The 16,121-nt window shown below is 59.0% G+C and carries 13 protein-coding genes, 1 tRNA gene and 1 other RNA gene; 5 read left to right on the forward strand and 10 right to left on the reverse strand.

What is annotated here, in order from left to right:
- Positions 1-215 precede the first annotated feature (215 nt).
- The 6 genes from L6966_RS10925 to L6966_RS10950 all read right to left on the reverse strand — a co-directional run bounded on the left by L6966_RS10925 (position 216) and on the right by L6966_RS10950 (position 6,173).
- Complete coding sequence (locus L6966_RS10925) at positions 216-692, reverse strand: acyl-CoA thioesterase (RefSeq protein ID WP_237225082.1); 477 nt, start codon at positions 690-692, stop codon at positions 216-218.
- 120 nt (positions 693-812) lie between these two features.
- Positions 813-935 carry a type B 50S ribosomal protein L36 gene (gene ykgO / locus L6966_RS10930; protein ID WP_083090953.1) on the reverse strand — a complete coding sequence of 41 codons (123 nt, stop codon included), beginning with the start codon at positions 933-935 and terminating at the stop codon, positions 813-815.
- 114 nt (positions 936-1,049) lie between these two features.
- Positions 1,050-2,135, reverse strand: a complete 1,086-nt coding sequence (locus L6966_RS10935; protein WP_237225083.1) for a CobW C-terminal domain-containing protein — start codon at positions 2,133-2,135, stop codon at positions 1,050-1,052.
- 104 nt (positions 2,136-2,239) lie between these two features.
- A complete protein-coding gene (locus L6966_RS10940) occupies positions 2,240-3,673 on the reverse strand; it encodes an amino acid permease (protein WP_237225084.1) in 1,434 nt (477 codons plus the stop codon).
- A 142-nt stretch (positions 3,674-3,815) separates the two neighbouring features.
- Entirely contained in the window at positions 3,816-5,276 is a 1,461-nt protein-coding gene (locus L6966_RS10945) for an amino acid permease (RefSeq protein WP_237225085.1), read from the reverse strand.
- Positions 5,277-5,450: 174 nt separating this feature from the next.
- Positions 5,451-6,173: a queuosine precursor transporter gene (locus L6966_RS10950; protein ID WP_419721895.1), complete on the reverse strand. Its 723-nt coding sequence runs from the start codon at positions 6,171-6,173 to the stop codon at positions 5,451-5,453.
- A 144-nt stretch (positions 6,174-6,317) separates the two neighbouring features.
- Between L6966_RS10950 and L6966_RS10955 the strand changes: the two genes are divergently transcribed.
- Complete coding sequence (locus L6966_RS10955; protein ID WP_237225086.1) at positions 6,318-6,986, forward strand: TetR/AcrR family transcriptional regulator; 669 nt, start codon at positions 6,318-6,320, stop codon at positions 6,984-6,986.
- A gap of 11 nt (positions 6,987-6,997) precedes the next feature.
- Here the strand turns inward: L6966_RS10955 and L6966_RS10960 are convergent, their stop codons facing one another.
- Positions 6,998-7,318 (reverse strand): type II toxin-antitoxin system VapB family antitoxin, encoded by a 321-nt coding sequence (locus tag L6966_RS10960; protein WP_083090958.1) that lies wholly within the window; start codon positions 7,316-7,318, stop codon positions 6,998-7,000.
- Between the two features lie 148 nt (positions 7,319-7,466).
- On the opposite strand from L6966_RS10960, the gene L6966_RS10965 reads away from it, so the two are divergent.
- Complete coding sequence (locus L6966_RS10965) at positions 7,467-8,543, forward strand: AAA family ATPase (RefSeq protein WP_237233383.1); 1,077 nt, start codon at positions 7,467-7,469, stop codon at positions 8,541-8,543.
- 56 nt (positions 8,544-8,599) lie between these two features.
- Entirely contained in the window at positions 8,600-9,412 is an 813-nt protein-coding gene (gene pnuC / locus L6966_RS10970; RefSeq protein WP_237225088.1) for a nicotinamide riboside transporter PnuC, read from the forward strand.
- Here pnuC and L6966_RS10975 read toward each other — a convergent pair.
- From L6966_RS10975 to L6966_RS10985, 3 genes are all read right to left on the reverse strand, one after another.
- Positions 9,405-10,784, reverse strand: a complete 1,380-nt coding sequence (locus tag L6966_RS10975) for a DUF1501 domain-containing protein (protein WP_237225089.1) — start codon at positions 10,782-10,784, stop codon at positions 9,405-9,407. The genes pnuC and L6966_RS10975 overlap by 8 nt on opposite strands.
- A gap of 47 nt (positions 10,785-10,831) precedes the next feature.
- Positions 10,832-12,400, reverse strand: coding sequence for a DUF1800 family protein (locus tag L6966_RS10980; RefSeq protein ID WP_237225090.1), 1,569 nt, complete (start codon positions 12,398-12,400; stop codon positions 10,832-10,834).
- 825 nt (positions 12,401-13,225) lie between these two features.
- Positions 13,226-13,313, reverse strand: a tRNA-Ser gene (locus L6966_RS10985).
- Between the two features lie 203 nt (positions 13,314-13,516).
- On the opposite strand from L6966_RS10985, the gene ffs reads away from it, so the two are divergent.
- Positions 13,517-13,613: signal recognition particle sRNA small type (gene ffs, locus L6966_RS10990), an RNA gene on the forward strand.
- A 346-nt stretch (positions 13,614-13,959) separates the two neighbouring features.
- A partial coding sequence (locus L6966_RS10995; RefSeq protein ID WP_237233384.1) for a DNA polymerase III subunit gamma and tau occupies positions 13,960-16,121 on the forward strand: 2,162 nt, incomplete at its 3' end.

Raw genomic sequence — 16,121 nt, forward strand, 5'->3', positions numbered from 1 at the left:
GAGGTAGAGGCAGAGTTTTGGATTAGCGACCTAAATCAGGAGAGAGTGGAAATCATGGCGAATGCCTAGGAACAAAACCCGGGGCACTTCAAGGTTAAGTGTTGGCGGGTTCTACACACGGGGTTCAGGTGTCTGTTGGGGGTTTATTCTCGTGTGTTTTCGTTGGTTCGGGGGTTGGTGTTTTGGGTGCTGGGTACCCCCTTATGAATAACCCTCTAGGTACCCAGCTGCTCCCGTTGTTCGGCGCTCAGACGCACCAGGGAGCCGGTTTCGGTATTGAAGAAAGCTAAGGTGGTGGTGGCTGAGACGCAATGGACGCCGGTCACCGGATCAAAGAGCTCGTAGGCAACAACCAGCGAGGCAGCTGCTACCTTACTGACCTGCATTTCTACACGTACCGGCACCCCGCGGTAGGCCAGGGGGCTACGGTATTTGACATGGTTTTCAGCGACTAGGGCCTGGGTTCCTGCTGGCAGGGTCTCAAAGAGTGGCAGTTGAGCGGACGCTCGCCCCGGCTCCCCCTCGGCGACCTCGTCTACCAGCGGGGCTGGCTCACCCGAGGACGGCGGTGGGCCAAAGAGGGCCACGCGTGCTTCTTCTAGAATCTGCATCATAGTGACGTTATTGACGTGCCCGTAGGCGTCCATATCACCCCACCGCAGGGGGATAGAAAGGCTATACACTGTGCTCATGTCCCCTACTTTACCGAGCCAGGGTTTCAGGTAGAGCAACACCCCAGCATCTTTTCTTCTGAGCGGGAAAAGACACTGGGGCAGAGCTATCTAGAGGATGCGCACTGGCCCCCTCAACCTTTAGCCCTGGCGCGCTTTGAAGCGGGGGTTCTTTTTATTGATAACAAAGACGCGACCGCGGCGGCGGACCACCTGAGCACCGGGCATTTTCTTGAGTGAACGGATTGAGTTACGAACCTTCATGGGAGGTTTTCCTTTCTATGAGGGGTGGGCTAAACAAGCAGTGAACTGTTCATAGGGGCTTATTCGAACGGGTAAATGAAGTTACACAGCATTGTGAACAAGCCTTAAGCTCGTTTACCCCGGTGGTTGTGAGGAACTTTCGATGAGTTGCTGGCTGAGAGCTTCGGTATTGAGAGCGCAGAGGTTGAGGATTGCTTGCAGCTGCTCTGGCACTAGGTCGTCGCCGGTGACAACGATGATAGTTTTAGGTGGCAGGTCTTTTTCCCACCGCCCGCAGGTCTGTAGCCAAACGGTTGGCCCGATTCCTTCAATCGCTACGCGTTCATTGGGGTGATCGGTTAACCAGATGTGGCCGCGCACCCGGCAGGCTCCTTCAACGATAGAGGGCAGATGTTGAGCGAGAGCCCGGGTGTCGATGATGGTATCGCACGTCAGGACGGCTGTAGTGAAGTTGGGCCCGTGGTGGTGACTGCATTCCTTGTCGCTTTGAGCAGCTTGTTGGACGTCCTGACTACAGGTGCCCAGCTGCCCTGGGGCAAGGCGTTGACGGACTTCTTGTACCCGATATTGGGCGCAGCTGAAAGTGGGGTTGGAGCTAGTGACGAGGTGGGCATGGGGTGCCAAGTGGCTCAGTAGGTCTTCTGCTCGTTCAACGCTTTCGGGGCTACCCGTCAGGCTGTTGTGGATACTGATGATGGTGTCAGCATGAGCCATTTCGGTCACCAGATATTCGCCGGGAGTCCTTTCATCTGAGCAGGATCCCACCAGGCCAATACTCGAGAGGCTGTGGCTAGACCAGAGATCGTCTTCTAGGTCTTGGCTAGCGATGGCCAGGGCACAGCTCTTAATGGTGAACTGTGCTGTTTTTTGGGTAAGCCCGATGACGTTGGCCAAGGACACTCCTACGGGAAGGGCAAGGATGGTCTCTTGGTCCGAAGAAAGATGGTTGGCCAGGTAGGAGAAGGTGGTGCAGCTGGTGCACTCTTGGTCGGGGTAGATATTGGTCTTGACCTGGGGACTTCTATCAGGGTGACCTTCTGAGGCTGGCGAGAAGGTGCGGCTGGTGATTGTGACACCTGTTTCTGGGCTTGCTTCAGCGTCGAGCTGGATAATGCTTGCCTGCCGATAGCGAGCGCTGAGCATGTCGAGAGCTGCGCGGCGGGCAAGAAGGCTCAGGGATGAGATGGCGATCAGAGACATAAGCCAACCATATATGAGAATGGTTCTCATATACAAATAGGGGTGAAGAAAGGCCCTCGCTCCGACGTCACGGAGTAAGGGCCTCTCAGAGGAAAGGGAAGGCTCTACTTCTGCTGACCAGCTGCCACGGCCTCATCCGCCTCAGCGAAGGCGTCCTCGTGCCCGATGTGCACGCGCTTGACCACACCAAAGTAAATCATGGTCAACACAAAGAAGTAGGCGATACCCATGGTTGCGGGTGCGGCGTTGCCGGTGCGGGCGAAGAGGGCAGCCCAGATAGCTAGCAACACAAAGACACCCAGGCCGGCGGTGACGCGCCCGCCCCACATGCGAAAGGCCGAGGAGTTGCCTTCTACACCCTTGAAGGCGATGTAGGCCAGCAGAATCAAAACCCAGACGGTCAGGGCGCAGACCATGGTCAGGGTCATCATCAGGCCAAAAGCCTGGCCGGGCCGGAAGGCAGCGAGCAGAATCGCCAACACAACGCCTGAGGTTGAGGCCCACATGGCCCGCACCGGAATACCGTTGCCGCTCACGCGGGCCAGAGGCGCAGGGGCCATCTTCTCGCTGGCCAGGGAGTGGAGCAGGCGGGTACCCGCGTACAGGTTGGCGTTAGCGGCAGAGAGGGCGGCAACCAGAATAATGACGTTGGCAATGGAGGCGATGGCCGGCACACCGATTTCTGAGAAGACCAGAACGAAGGGCGAAGCCTCAACAGAGCCGTCCAGCTGGGCGGCAGCCTGCCAGGGAATAATCGATACAACGATGAAGAGGGCAACCACATAGATAGTAGCCAGACGCCACATATTGGCCTTAGTGGAGGCACGGACGGAACGCACCGGGTCCTTAGCTTCAGCGGCAGAGATCGAGAGCATTTCGATGCCGCCGAAGGAGAACATAACCACAGCCAACGAGAGCCAGATGCCGTGGACGCCGGTGGGCATGAAGCCGCCGTCGTTGGTCAGGTTGGACAGGCCAGTGGCCGGGTGGCCGGGGAAGCCCACGAAGACCAGGGCCAGGCCCACAATGACGAAGAGGAGCAGGGCGATGACCTTGATGGAGGAGAGAAAGAACTCCATAGTGCCAAAGTATCTAACGGAGCGAATATTCAGCAGAATAATCACGGCCCCAAAGAAGACGATGCCCACCCACAGGGGCAGGTTAGGCCACCAGTACTGCAGGTAGGTGGCCACCGCGACCAGTTCGATACCGGTGATAATGGCGGTGACCGTCCAGTAGGCCCAGCGAGTAAGGTAGCCCGCGTAGGGGCCCAGGTAGCGCCCCGCTATGGAGCCAAAACCACCGCGCACCGGGTAGCGCACAGCCATTTCGCCGGTGGAGGCTGCAATGATGGCAGCCACCAGCGAACCGATGGCGTAGGAGACAATGACGGCCGGGCCCGCCAGCGCAATCGCGTCTGAGGAGCCCAGAAAAAGGCCGGTACCCAGAGCAGAGCCGAGCACAATCATGGTCATTTGGCTGTGAGTCAGGGAGCGTTGCAGGGTGTGCGTGCTCCCCTGGGTGCTGGTAGAAGCCACAAGAAGCCTAACTGTTAGCGCGATGTGTGTTGGTTTCAGTTTAAAGGGTCGGACGCCGGGGCGCACCTTTCTGCCACAGGGCAGGGCGGAGCGGGCACCGGCGTCCTTGTCTCGTGCTGAGGGCCGAAGACCAGGCAGTAGGTTACTTAGCTTGAGGACGGTCGCTGACCTCAGGCAGGGAGGTGGTGACAGCACGGACCTCTTCGAAGGCATCATCTGAGGTTTGTACGTTCTTGTTGACCCCGGCGAAGTAGACCACGGTGATAATTCCGAAGAAGCCTAGCCCAACCAGAACGGAGGTGAGCATGGAGCTGCCGGAGAAGAACATAGCGATGAAGGTTGCAATCACGCCAATCAGGCCGACGGTTGCGGTGGCTGAGCCGCCAAAGACGAGGAAGGGGGAGGCGTTGCCCTCTGCCCTCTTGTAGGCGATATAGGAGAGCAGGATCATGGACCAGACCACCAGTACGCAGACGGTAACCAAAGCCATCATGTAGCCGAAGATTCCGCCGACGCCTGAGATTGCCATAATCATGGCAACCACTGCGCCGAGGGATGAGACGGTCAGTGCCAGAGCGGGAATGCCCGAGGAGCTGGTGCGGGAGAGAACCTTGGGTGCCATGCCCTCGTGACCCAGGGCGTGGAGCAGGCGGGTGGCCGCGTAGAGAGCCGCATTGGCACCTGAGAGAGCGGCGGTCATGAGGATGAAGTTAGTGATACCACCAATGTAGGGTATGCCCAGTTCGGTGAAGACCATGACAAAGGGGGAGCCTTCGATGTCTTTGCCCAGGGTACTGGCGGTGGTCCAGGGGATGATGGCGACCACAATGAAGAGGGAGAGCACGTAGAAGGTGGCCAGGCGCCACATCATGGCTTTGGCTGAGGAGCGCACGGAGCGCACGGGGTCTTTCGCTTCGGCCGCCGAGATGGAGATGAGCTCGATACCGCCGAAGGAGAACATGACGATGGCTAGGGCCAGCCAGATGGAGCCGAGACCATTGGGTATGAAGCCGCCGTGGGCGGTGAGGTTGGCAACCCCGGTGGCCCCCTGGCCGGGCAGTCCGAAGAAGACCAGGGCCAGGCCGAAGATGATGAAGAGGACGACCGCGCTCACCTTAATAGAGGAGAGGAAGAATTCGACGATGCCAAAAGACTTAACACTGGTCAGGTTGAGAACCAGAATGGAGACGCCGGCGATGAGCACCCAGATCCACAGGGGAACATCGGGGTACCAGTAGGCCATGTAGGCGCCAACGGCTACGACCTCGGCCCCGGCTAGGGTCACGGTGGTCATCCAGTAGGCCCAGCGAGTCAGGTAGCCAGCGTAGGGGCTGATGAATTTACCGGCGATGGTGCCAAAGCCGCCGCGCACGGGGTAACGCACGGCCATCTCGCCTGCGCAGGCACCGATGATGGCGGCGATGAGCGAGCCAATGGCGTAGGAGACAATGACGGCTGGGCCTGCAATGGCGATGGCTGGGCCAGAGCCGAGAAAGAGACCGGTGCCTACGGCAAGGCCGAGGGCAATCATGGTGAGCTGGCCGTGTGAGAGCTGGCGGCTGAGATTGCCACCCTGCCTGGTTTTAGATGTGGATTCTGCCACTATCGTGCCTCCCCTTCGAGAGTATGTGGTGTATGCAATGAACCGAAAGTTTACACAGGTTTTCTCACCGAAGACCTGTCTTGTTTGCTCACCATTATGCAGTGAGAGACACATCACCCTCTTGGTGGCAGGTGCAGGACACTTGGCGTACTGTGCGAGCCGGTAAGCGGGCAGCTACTGGCCTGAGCGGCTCAGCTGATAGGTGGGTTCCCTGCGCTTGAACCAGCCGATCACGGGGTAGGTAACGGGTAGGAGCAGAAATTCGACGGCGCACTTGTAGATGTAGCCAACAATCACGTAGTTGGCAAAGTCACCTGCGTTGGTAATGCCGATAATGGGGGCAGCGATGGCGCAAAAGATGAGGGTATCAGCCAGCTCCCCTACCAGGGTGGACCCCATGAGGCGCCCCCAGAGGTGGCGGCCACCGGTGGCCGCTTTGAGCTTGACCAGCACCCAGGAGTTGAGGAGCTGGCCTGCCAGGAAGCCCAAGAGCGAGCCTGCCAGAATCTGTGGGACGGGGCCGAGGACGGTCTCAAGGGCAGCTTGGCCCTCGTAGAAGTCGGCAGCCGGCAGCATGATGAGAATCCAGAAGCTGGCTGCGGCGGCGGCCGCTGCCACGAAGCTCGTAACAATGGCGCGGCGGGCCAGCTTAAACCCGTAAATTTCACTGATGACATCACCGAGCACGTAGGCCAGAGGGAAGAGAAAGAAGCCGCCGTCGGTGATGATCGACCCGAAGGTAACGCCCTTGGTTGCGCCGATATTAGAAAGGATAAAGACCACGCAGGTGGCTGCCAGGAGCAGGTCGTAGTAGGTACGGTTTGGTCGGGCGAAACCGGTGTCACCCAGCTCTGTTGCCGGTGCGGACGCGGGCGTATGAGACGCGGGTGTGGGCACAGTTTTCCTCTGAGTAAAGTCGTGATTTGATACGCGCCCACCTGCCACCTGGGCGCCCACCAGTCTACCGGAATTTTGCTGACGGTTCTTCAATCACTGTCACCCAGGCTAGGTTTTACTGACATTTAGGGGTAAGGTGTCATTATGCCTCGAATTACAGCCGCCACCAACGCCGCCCAGCGCGAGAACACAAGACGCGCCATTCTCGACTCCTTCGGTCGCCTGCTCTATGAGCGCGGGCTACCGGGCCTGACCATGACCCACGTGGCCAAGACCGCAGGTATCGGCCGGACCGCTGTCTATAACTATTTTGCTGACATGGGTGAACTTCTCATCGCCTACGCCCTGGATGAGACGGAGCGGTTTCTAGCCGAACTGCGCTCTGCCCTAACAGATGTTGAGAACCCAATTGACCAGCTGGCAATATACGTGCGTCTACAGATTGAGGATCTTTCCCGCCGCCATATGCCCCCGGGCCCGGCCATGCGTTCGGTTCTCTCCCCTGAGGCTTTTGCCAAACTGGGGGCGCATGTGCGTGAACTACAAATGGTTCTGGCTGGCATTTTGTCGGCAGCTATTGAGCGCGGTTTTATTCCTGCCAACAACATTCAGGAACTAGCCCAGCTGGTGCACGGCTCCCTGTCATCGAGCGCAGACCGCACTGAAGGAGCCAATAGCGCTGAGGCCCGCGAGCGCCATATTGAGAGCACTATTCGTTTTATTCAGCTGGGACTGGGTGCCCGCTTTGATGAGGGCGGTCGCCCGGTTCGACTGGACGGCACTCCCGATGTGCACCTGGTGGCAGCCTCGTAGCCTAGAGCCTTCTAGCCCTTGAGAAGCGAGGGGGCCAGTGCGTCCAGGTCGAGTACGCGGGCGTACAGTACGGCACGGCGCTGTAGGGCGGTACGCAGGGCGCGGTGAACTCCGTCTTCGAGGTAGAGTTCTCCCTGGTAACGCACCACGTGGGGGAAGAGGTCCCCATAGAAGGTGGAGTCCTCAGCCAGCAGGGTTTCGAGGTTGAGGTTTTTCTGCGTGGTGATAAGCCGGTCGAGGCGTACCTGTGTGGGCGCGATGGACCCCCAGGTTCGCTGGGTAAGCCCGTGATCCGGGTAGGGGCGGGTGTCGCCGACTCCTTTAAAAATCATGGCCTCTATTGTACGCACCGCAACTGTGTGCTGGCTGAGCCGAAAGCGTCAACCTGCCCACAGCGGGCTATGTGTAGAGTTTGTGACCCTCTATTGCTTAGAGTCAGTTTGACCTTATTTGCATTGAGGGTGCTCCAGGTGTTTAATCGTGGCTAAGGCAGAGCCTCCCGGCCTGCATCAGCCCAAGGAAACCATGCTCTACAAAAAACAGCTCACCGGATCCCGGGTAGGGGTCGTCATCGGTAGCTTTGCCCCCCTGCACCGCGGCCACGTTGACCAGATTCTGCGCGCCAAAAAAGAAAATGACGGCGGCACCCTGGTTATCGTGACAGGCCAGCATCAGGACGTCGGCGAGCAGGCCGGCATGGAGCACACCAAACGCTACCGCTACGTCTCAGAGCACTTTAAGAATGACCCGCTCGTCATCGTTGACTCCCTAGACACCACCCAGCTCGAATCTGATCGCAGCTGGCAGAAGGCTCTCAAAAAACTTCAGACCGCCCACGTGGCGCAGGGAACCACCCTCTCCCCTGCCCTAACAACAGACGGGGGTGCGGCGGCGTCCGCCTCTGAGATCCGCGCCAACCCCCTAGCTCACTGGGACGCTATCGCCCCACCCTTCCGCCGCTTCTTCACCCGTAACGTCCTGGTCATGGGCGCAGCCTCGGGCGGCAAAACCACCCTGGTTGAAGACCTGGGCAAGCTCTACAACGCGCCCTACTCCTACGAATACGCGCGGGTCTATCAGGTTGAGGCCAACATACGCGATGAGGACTATGACCTCTTGGACTACCAGAATGTACTCACCGGCCAGTTCAACCTCAACCGTGAGACCATCGATTCCCCCGGCAACCGAGGGCTCGCACTCATGGATACAGATACCATGGTCACCAAGGCCTACGCTGCGATGAGCGCAGCCGACCCTGCCAGCGCCCTGAGCGAGGCTGACTACGCCAAACTGCTACCGTTAGCCGATTCGCTGATTGCCAAGGCCCGCTGGGATTTGGTGCTCTTCATTCCCCCGGTCGGCGCAGCCGGGTACACGCACGATGGCTTCCGCTCCCAAACCAATAACTCCGACGATTACCTAGGGAGCATCTCCCGCATCATGCTGGCCGAGGTGCGCGCCGCAGGCCTCACCGGCCAACTCACCGTGCTTGACGGCAAGGGCTACGCTGAACGCTACGAACAGGCCAAGGCAGCCATCGACCGTCTACTCATCTAACCCGCCCAATAACCGACTCACCCCACCGTTCACATCCACCGCACAGAAATACCGCCATGACCGCACTCACCACGCCCAACCCGCTAGCTCGCGTCACCCGCGCTGTTCTCACCGACCTTTTCTCAGGCTATACGCCCTTTGAAAAAATTTTCTTCCCAGCTCTCATGCTGCTTCAGGTGATCGTCTCCCTGGTGGCTTTCGAGGGCTGGATGAGCTTTATTGTGGCCCTCTGCGGCATGGCCTGCGTGATTCTGGTGGGCAAGGGCCGCCTCTCCAACTACTTCTTCGGCGTCATACAGAACGTGTTCTATCTGGTGCTCTCGCTCCAGGCTTTCTTCATCGGCGAGGTCACTATCTCGGTCTTCTACGTGCTCACCCAGTTCTGGGGCCTCTACACCTGGCGCAAGAACATGCAGCTCAGCCGCACCCGCTCCGGCGCTGCCAGCGCAACCCTACCAGCACCCGGCAGGCAGGGCGTCACCGCCGCGCTTGATGCCGAAGTTGCGGGGCAACCGGTGGACGTGCAGACCCGACGCCTGACGCCCACCTGGATTGTTTTTTGCCTGGTTCTGCTGGCTGCCGCCTCCTGGGGCTACGGAGCCCTGCTACAGGGCTGGGGTTCTAACCAGCCCTATGTTGATGCGTTTACAACCGTGATTGCGCTGATTGCGCAGGTACTCATGGTCTACCGCTTCCGTGAACAGTGGGTTGGCTGGCTGGTACTCAACGCCGTGCAAATCTACCTCTGGTCAACCGTAGAGGGCCTCGGTAACACGGCAATGATGGCCATGTACCTGGGCTTTATCGCCAACTCCGCCTACGGCTGGTACAACTGGACCAGACTCTCCCGAACCGGGGTAGCTAGTTGAGCACGCCCACAGACACCGGTGAGTAGTCGGGCAGAACCTGCGCTATGCGGGCACTATCGATTCCCAGCCCCTTAGACATGACCTCAGCTGCAACAGCCCGGTAGTCCGTGAGAATTGCGTTGTCTTTATCTTCTGCGTTATCGAGGCCAATCCACGTACCTCCGGCTACCTTTCCGGTGGCGCGGCCCGAGAGAATAAACGAGAAGTTACCGGCACCGTGGTCGGTTCCCAGCGACGCATTTTCTACTGTGGTTCGGCCGAATTCAGAAACGGTCATCACAACCACGTTCTGCATGCGCACCGCACCCATATCCTGATAGAAGGCCCCCAGGGTGTCACCCAGGTCTTTAGCCAGAATGTTAACCTGGCTCAGCTGGCCTCGGTGGGTATCCCAACCGCTCTGATCAACGGTGACCACCTGCACACCCTTACCAGCTTTAAGAATCTGAGCGATGTCTTTCATGCTGTTACCGAAGTCAGAATCGGGGTAGGCAGCACCGTTTTCCGGCGTGTAGGAGGCTGCCTCTAGGGTCTGGACTTCGCTCATGGAGCTGAGCGTCGTCTTGACCATGTTGCCGAGCTCTCCCCCCACGTTAGCGTTGATGCGCTGGGCCAGAGCACCTATGGTATCAACGTCCTTGGCTGTTGATTTCACCTTGTAGTCCGAGAATCCGTTGATTGCTAGCACTTCCTGGTCGGTGCCATAGAAGCCGCCTGCGACATGCCCGGCGTGGGAGAAAGCCCTGAACTGGGAGGCGTTATCTTCGGTGGCATCAAGCAGGCGAGCCAGCCATCCGGTCTTGTACTGCACCGGGGCCGAACGGTCTGCTTCTTTGTAGTTAGTAAAGTGCGATCGGGTGTTCTCGCTGATACCCACGGAGTGGACGATGGACAGGTCACCGGCGACCCAGGCTGAGCGGAGCCCCGAGAGCTCGGGGGCCAGCATAAAGGTCGAGTCGATGACCTGCGCCCCCGCCATAGAAGGCGTCTTACGGGTCGTCTTGCGTGATGCCGTGTAGTGGGAATCTCCGTAGGGTGTCACCAAAGAAAGACCGTCGGCGCCTCCGCGGAGGTAAACCACAATGAGCACCGTGCCATCGCCTACGGGCTCAGCTGCGTAGGCGTAGCGGGGGGCGGCTGATTCGGTCAGCATGACGGTGCTCAAGGAGAGCACACCGAGGCCAGCTCCGGTCAGAAGACTGCGACGGTTGAGGCTGAGTCGTTCTGCGGCAATTTCATTTGCCCTGCGGACGGACCCTACCGTCTCGCCCGTTTGGGTATCTACGAGGAAGTTACGGCGGTCATCACCAGAATGGTGGTGCACCTGGTGCAGGTCGTCAGTTTTGAGAAAAAGGGTGCTGAGGGGCTTCATACGGCTTCTTTCATCGTTCAGCAGGTTTCGTGCAATGTGGGCAGATTTTATGCGAGCATCAGTAGAGGGGAGGTCAGGCTCGCTTCAATCATTCTCTTGATCTGTTCTTCTGTGACAGCTTGGCTCAGGGTAGCTCCGGCAGACTGCCCAAGCACCGCTTCGGGGCTCCGGTTACTTGCATAGAGCACAAGGGCTTCAATAAGAGCCTCATCGGGTTCGTAGCCGCTGATCTTAGTGAAGAGGATTTTGGCGGCCTCGTTCAGGCTGGTTGTATCGGGAGTAATTCCCAGCGCTTGAGACCAGATTATGGGCTGAGACCAGAGGGTGAACTTCGACGGGTCGGAGCCGTCCCAGGTATCGATGTAGTTGACGAACCGTGAGAACTTGTTGATTCCAGAGTAGTGGGCGGAACTCATCCAGGCCCGAGGATCCAGCGGGTAGCCGTCCGTCGCCGGAGAGTTGAAAGGAACGCCGCCACCGCTCTCAAAGAGCATCCGCCACATTTTGTAGAGAGCGTTGTGCAGGCTGGTTGTGGTATCAAAGCTGACCTTGCCTTTGAGGGTCAACTGCCCGGACGCCATCAGTGAGCAGAAAATACTCCAGGGGCGGCGCGCGGTGTGCCCGGCTGATTGCATAAACTCCGGTGCAAGAACCAGAGCACGCACCACTGGGCGGATGTCGGTGTCGTTCTGCACGTAGATGTCGGTCAGTTTCTGCGCCAGAGCTTCGGTGTTCAGTTCGTCGCCGATAAAGTACTGGATGAGTTTACGGGAGATTCTCAGGCCCGTGAGACGGTCACCAGCCAGGTAGTCGGTGAGCTCCCGTAGGGTAGCGTACATATCTTGTGCGGTAGAACCACCGTTGGTGAAGGTCTTCCCTGCCAGGGTTACGGGGCCGAAGGCGTGGTACATGGGGTCAGCACCACTGCCGTAGGTGGTGACATCGCCCCTAAACCCTGTCATCAAGGTGGCCGCAGCAACAACGTCCTCCTGGGTGTAGCCTTTTTCGGTGCCCCAGGAGTAAAGCTCCATAATTTCGCGCCCCAGATTCTCATTGAGCGCATACCGGGTGTTGGTGTGGTTATCCAGGAACATGCTGATGGTTTGCGTGTTAACAAGATCCCATAGCAAATCCTTGTAGCGCCCCAGGGCACCATCGTAGAGGGTTGGTATGTAGTCGTGATAGCCGTCGGGGGCTTTATCGATATTGCTGGCTATCAGGTCGGCCCAAAAAAGTGCCATCACATTTTGAAGCTGCTTACGCGAACCCCACATCCGGTGCAGAGCCGCTTCAATGACGTAGGTGGCTATATCGTAGGGGCTAGAAGTTTTCTTCTGATAATTTTCCATGTAGACGCGATCACGAGTTCTGCCAGCTTCACGCGCTGTAAAGACGCTGGGAAAGAGCGCCGCACGTTCGGACTCATATTGAGCGCTTTCCTGAATTGATTCAGGAGCAAGTTGGGTATCTAGCCAGTTCGCTAACCCCTTAGACTCGATCTCATCTGCAATTTGTTGTGTCGGTGCAGTGCAGAGCTTTCGAGCGGCTATCCATCCATCTGTTGTCTTCAGCGTGGTTCCCTGAAGGAAAGGAGAGGAAATGTTCTTACTTGCCATCTAGCTATACCCCTTGCGGTTGTGTAGGGCTTTCATTTTCACCTCCCCTATCCTAAACATGCTTACTACCAGAGCAAGCGTTCCAGCAAAAAAGTGGACAAATAACCACATATAAGTGGACAAATTTGGGCTTACCTGGCCCTCACAAGACATTGAAGTTTAAAGATGAAGCTTAAGAATTCGAGGGAAGCAACCTTGCGGGGTTATAGGGCAAAAAATGCGCCCCCAACGCCCTTCCCTCCCCACAGACCACAAGACAAACTCTCTCGAAGCCACGGGGTGATAACATCGGCACCCTCCCTCCCCACAGACCACAAGACAAACAGCCCCGTAGGTTAGCCCACGATCCCATTTTCTGTTCTATAACCCAATAAGCGAGCGTGCGTCAAATCGCCGAGCGTGCACCCACCTGCCGCACGCTCGGCGATTTGACGCACGCTCACCGAGAAAGCAGTCATAGGAATGCCCCGTTTGGCTTACTCCCAAACCCCTCATCCGCTCACGGCTGACACATACGCAATGACAGAACACAAATGCCCCGGTTCAATTGAGCCGGGGCTTACGTGGAGCGGTTGACGAGATGTGAACTCGCGACATCCACCTTGGCAAGGTGATGAACAATGATTTTCGCGTAGCGAATCAGAAATCGTGGGTGGTGACGCGCCCGGGGCAGGACACACTTTTTGTCCTATAACCCGTGGTTGGGGTGGTCGTGGTGGGTGACGCACCCGGGGTGGGGCACACTTTTTGTCCTATAACCCATACCCCCTATAACCCGCTTAAATATAAAAAAGCCGGTTTCAACAAGTGGGCGATGAAACCGGCTGGCGGAGGATGGGGGATTTGAACCCCCGAGGGCGTGAACCCAACACGCGTTCCAGGCGTGCGCCATAGGCCGCTAGGCGAATCCTCCAGAGTCTCGCTTCGACCGGGCAGAGCCCAACCTCACGGAAGCGAACAGATATGAGCATACCCCACCCCCAGCACCCCGCGCAAACCACAGGCGCAGATCCTCACCAGGCGAGCGGGGCCTCACCGGCGTCCGTATGCTTGCTGGCACCGCGGTGGCCTGCGGCGGCACCTTTTGTCTTTTGGGGCGGCGTACGGTACAGTGATGGGAGCCCCTTACGTGGCGTCATCGTGGAAAACTCCCCCAGGGCCGGAAGGCAGCAAGGGTATCTGGGCTCTGACGGGTGCGTAAGGGGTCTTTAGTATGCCCAGTACACACGGGCAGTGTGGGGGTCATAGGTAAATACAGTGCACTACCCTGCGCACATCCAGCGAAAAGACGCACAACCATTTCTGGGGAGCTAAGAATCGTGGCCTTTGAATACAGCCCCACTCCCCTGACCCCAAGCAACCGGAACAGCCAGCTAGCTCCTATTTAAGCTGGTCGCCTACCGTCTAGGCCCAGTTCTTAAAACGTCAGCCGCCCGCACTACACTGTTAAACAGCGCATAGGTAGCACCCTGGCAGACGCGGGCACCCTCACCGCCCCACACCTGCTGGTGAAAGTAGCCACCCGGTGCGCGCCTCTAGTAGTCAACCGAAGGTTTCTTGTGAGCACTGCACTGTACCGCCGTTACCGCCCGGAGTCGTTCACCGACGTTATCGGGCAAGAGCATGTCACCGAACCCCTCATGACCGCCCTCGCAAAGAACCGCGTCAACCACGCCTACCTGTTCTCTGGCCCGCGCGGTTGCGGCAAGACCACCTCAGCACGCATCCTGGCCCGCTGCCTCAACTGTGCAGAAGGCCCCACCCCGCACCCGTGTGGGGTCTGCGAGTCCTGCACGGAGCTTTCCCGCGACGGCGGGGGCTCCCTCGATGTGATAGAAATGGACGCCGCCTCGCACGGAGGCGTTGACCACGCACGTGATTTGCGGGAACGTGCCACTTTCGCCCCGGTACGCGACCGCTACAAAATCTTTATTATCGATGAGGCCCACATGGTTACGCGTGAGGGGTTCAACGCTCTCCTCAAGATTGTTGAAGAGCCCCCGGCGCATATCAAGTTCATCTTTGCCACCACCGAGCCCAACAAGGTTCTGGGTACTATCAGGTCACGCACCCACCACTACCCCTTCCGCCTGGTTCCACCGCAGATTCTGGGTAATTACCTGGCCAAGCTCTGCGCTGAAGAGGGCGTTAAGGTGGCCGACGGTGTGCTGCCGCTGGTCGTCCGCGCAGGTGGCGGATCAGTGCGTGATTCGCTCTCTATTCTTGACCAGCTTATGGCCGGTGCGACTAACGAGCAGGGCATATCCTACGATTTGGCGGTAGCCCTGCTGGGCTTTACCCACAGTGAGCTATTGGACGAGGTGGTAGATGCCTTCGCCTCCGGTTCAGCTGCCCAGGTTTTTTCATCCGTAGACAGGGTGATTCAGACCGGTCAAGATCCCCGGCGTTTTGTCGAGGATTTACTAGAGCGCTTTCGCGATGTGATTATGGTCAAGGCGGTTCCAGACGCAGCCGGATCAATTCTGCGCGGGCTACCCACTGACCAGCTAGAGCGGCTACGCACTCAGGCCGAGCTGCTGGGCTCAGCGGAGCTCACACGGGCGGCAGACGTGACCAACGAGGCCCTCAACGAGATGAGCGGGGCCATGAACCCCCAGCTTCACTTGGAGCTTCTTTGTGCTCGCCTTCTGCTGACCACCGGTGAGCAGAGCGTCGGTGCACTGACCGCCCGCCTAGATAGGTTAGAGCGGCAGTTGGCGTCAGGGCAGGGCGGTGCCGTCCCCGTACAGAACGCCCAGCCGCCGAGCAGGGGTGGGGCAGACGGCACCCAGGGCTCAGGTAGCCCGCTCGAGCGCGCCCGGCGGCAACTCACGCAGCCCCCTGCACGCCAGGATTCAGGCGCAAGCCAGACTTCAAGTGCGGGCCAGGCTTCAAGTGCGGACCGCCCCCCACTGGCAGCTCCCCTAGCCGGTGCACCTCTGGCAGATGCACCATCCGGCCCCAGCGCCACCCAGGCCGACGCGCAGGGTACAGGTCCGCAGAGCACAGACCGCGCGCAGCCCGTGGCCCACCAGCCCGGTGAGCCCGGAAACCCCGGGCAGAATACTGTTGATATGGTGCTGAACTCCTGGTCAGATGTGGTTGCCCGAGTTCAGGCGCCCTTCGCGCGCGCCCAATTCGCCCTCTGTGAGCCTTCAAAATTTGAAAACGGCGCCCTCTTCCTGCGCGCAGAAATGGCCGTGCTCAAATCTGTCAAGGACTACCTGCCCCAGCTTCAACAAGCCCTCAACCAGGTACTCAGCCTACAGGTGCAGCTCCGCGGTGAAGTCAAGAAACCCGGCGGCTCTTCTGACGGAAACGGGGGGGCACGGCCACCACAAGGGGCCGCGCAGGGCTCAGCTGGGGGCCGCGCCAGTAGCCAGCAGAACCAGCAATCCCCCCACACCAACCAGGGGTGGAGCCAGGCTCAAGAACAGCCCCCTGCCCCTCAGCAAGGCAGTGCCCGCCCAGGGCCCACCCAACAGACACCGGCCCCGCTAGCTGAGGGCCCGCGAGGCGGCGAACAGGCCTGGGCAGCACACGGCCAGCCGCGCTCCCCCGAGCCTCCGGCCTGGAGCCAGGATGACTGGAATAACCCCGTCACCACCTGGCAGGTTGCGTCAATCCCCCGTGAAGAGGGTGAAGGCGCCCCCGAAGGTGGCCAGGCTCAGCCTGAGAGTGCCGCCGCAGGCGCGGCCAACACCGATACCCCCACCCGCCC

Source organism: Rothia nasisuis (assembly GCF_928381405.1).
Taxonomy (GTDB): Bacteria; Actinomycetota; Actinomycetes; order Actinomycetales; family Micrococcaceae; genus Rothia; species Rothia nasisuis.

What these genes read in the sequence shown, in the direction of transcription:
- pnuC (WP_237225088.1), top strand. Translation starts at nt 8,600, where the DNA reads ATGACCGCACTCACCACGCCCAACCCGCTAGCTCGCGTCACCCGCGCT.
- ykgO (WP_083090953.1), bottom strand. Translation starts at nt 935, where the DNA reads ATGAAGGTTCGTAACTCAATCCGTTCACTCAAGAAAATGCCCGGTGCT.
- L6966_RS10960 (WP_083090958.1), bottom strand. Translation starts at nt 7,318, where the DNA reads ATGATTTTTAAAGGAGTCGGCGACACCCGCCCCTACCCGGATCACGGG.
- L6966_RS10935 (WP_237225083.1), bottom strand. Translation starts at nt 2,135, where the DNA reads ATGTCTCTGATCGCCATCTCATCCCTGAGCCTTCTTGCCCGCCGCGCA.
- L6966_RS10980 (WP_237225090.1), bottom strand. Translation starts at nt 12,400, where the DNA reads ATGGCAAGTAAGAACATTTCCTCTCCTTTCCTTCAGGGAACCACGCTG.
- L6966_RS10925 (WP_237225082.1), bottom strand. Translation starts at nt 692, where the DNA reads ATGAGCACAGTGTATAGCCTTTCTATCCCCCTGCGGTGGGGTGATATG.
- L6966_RS10975 (WP_237225089.1), bottom strand. Translation starts at nt 10,784, where the DNA reads ATGAAGCCCCTCAGCACCCTTTTTCTCAAAACTGACGACCTGCACCAG.
- L6966_RS10955 (WP_237225086.1), top strand. Translation starts at nt 6,318, where the DNA reads ATGCCTCGAATTACAGCCGCCACCAACGCCGCCCAGCGCGAGAACACA.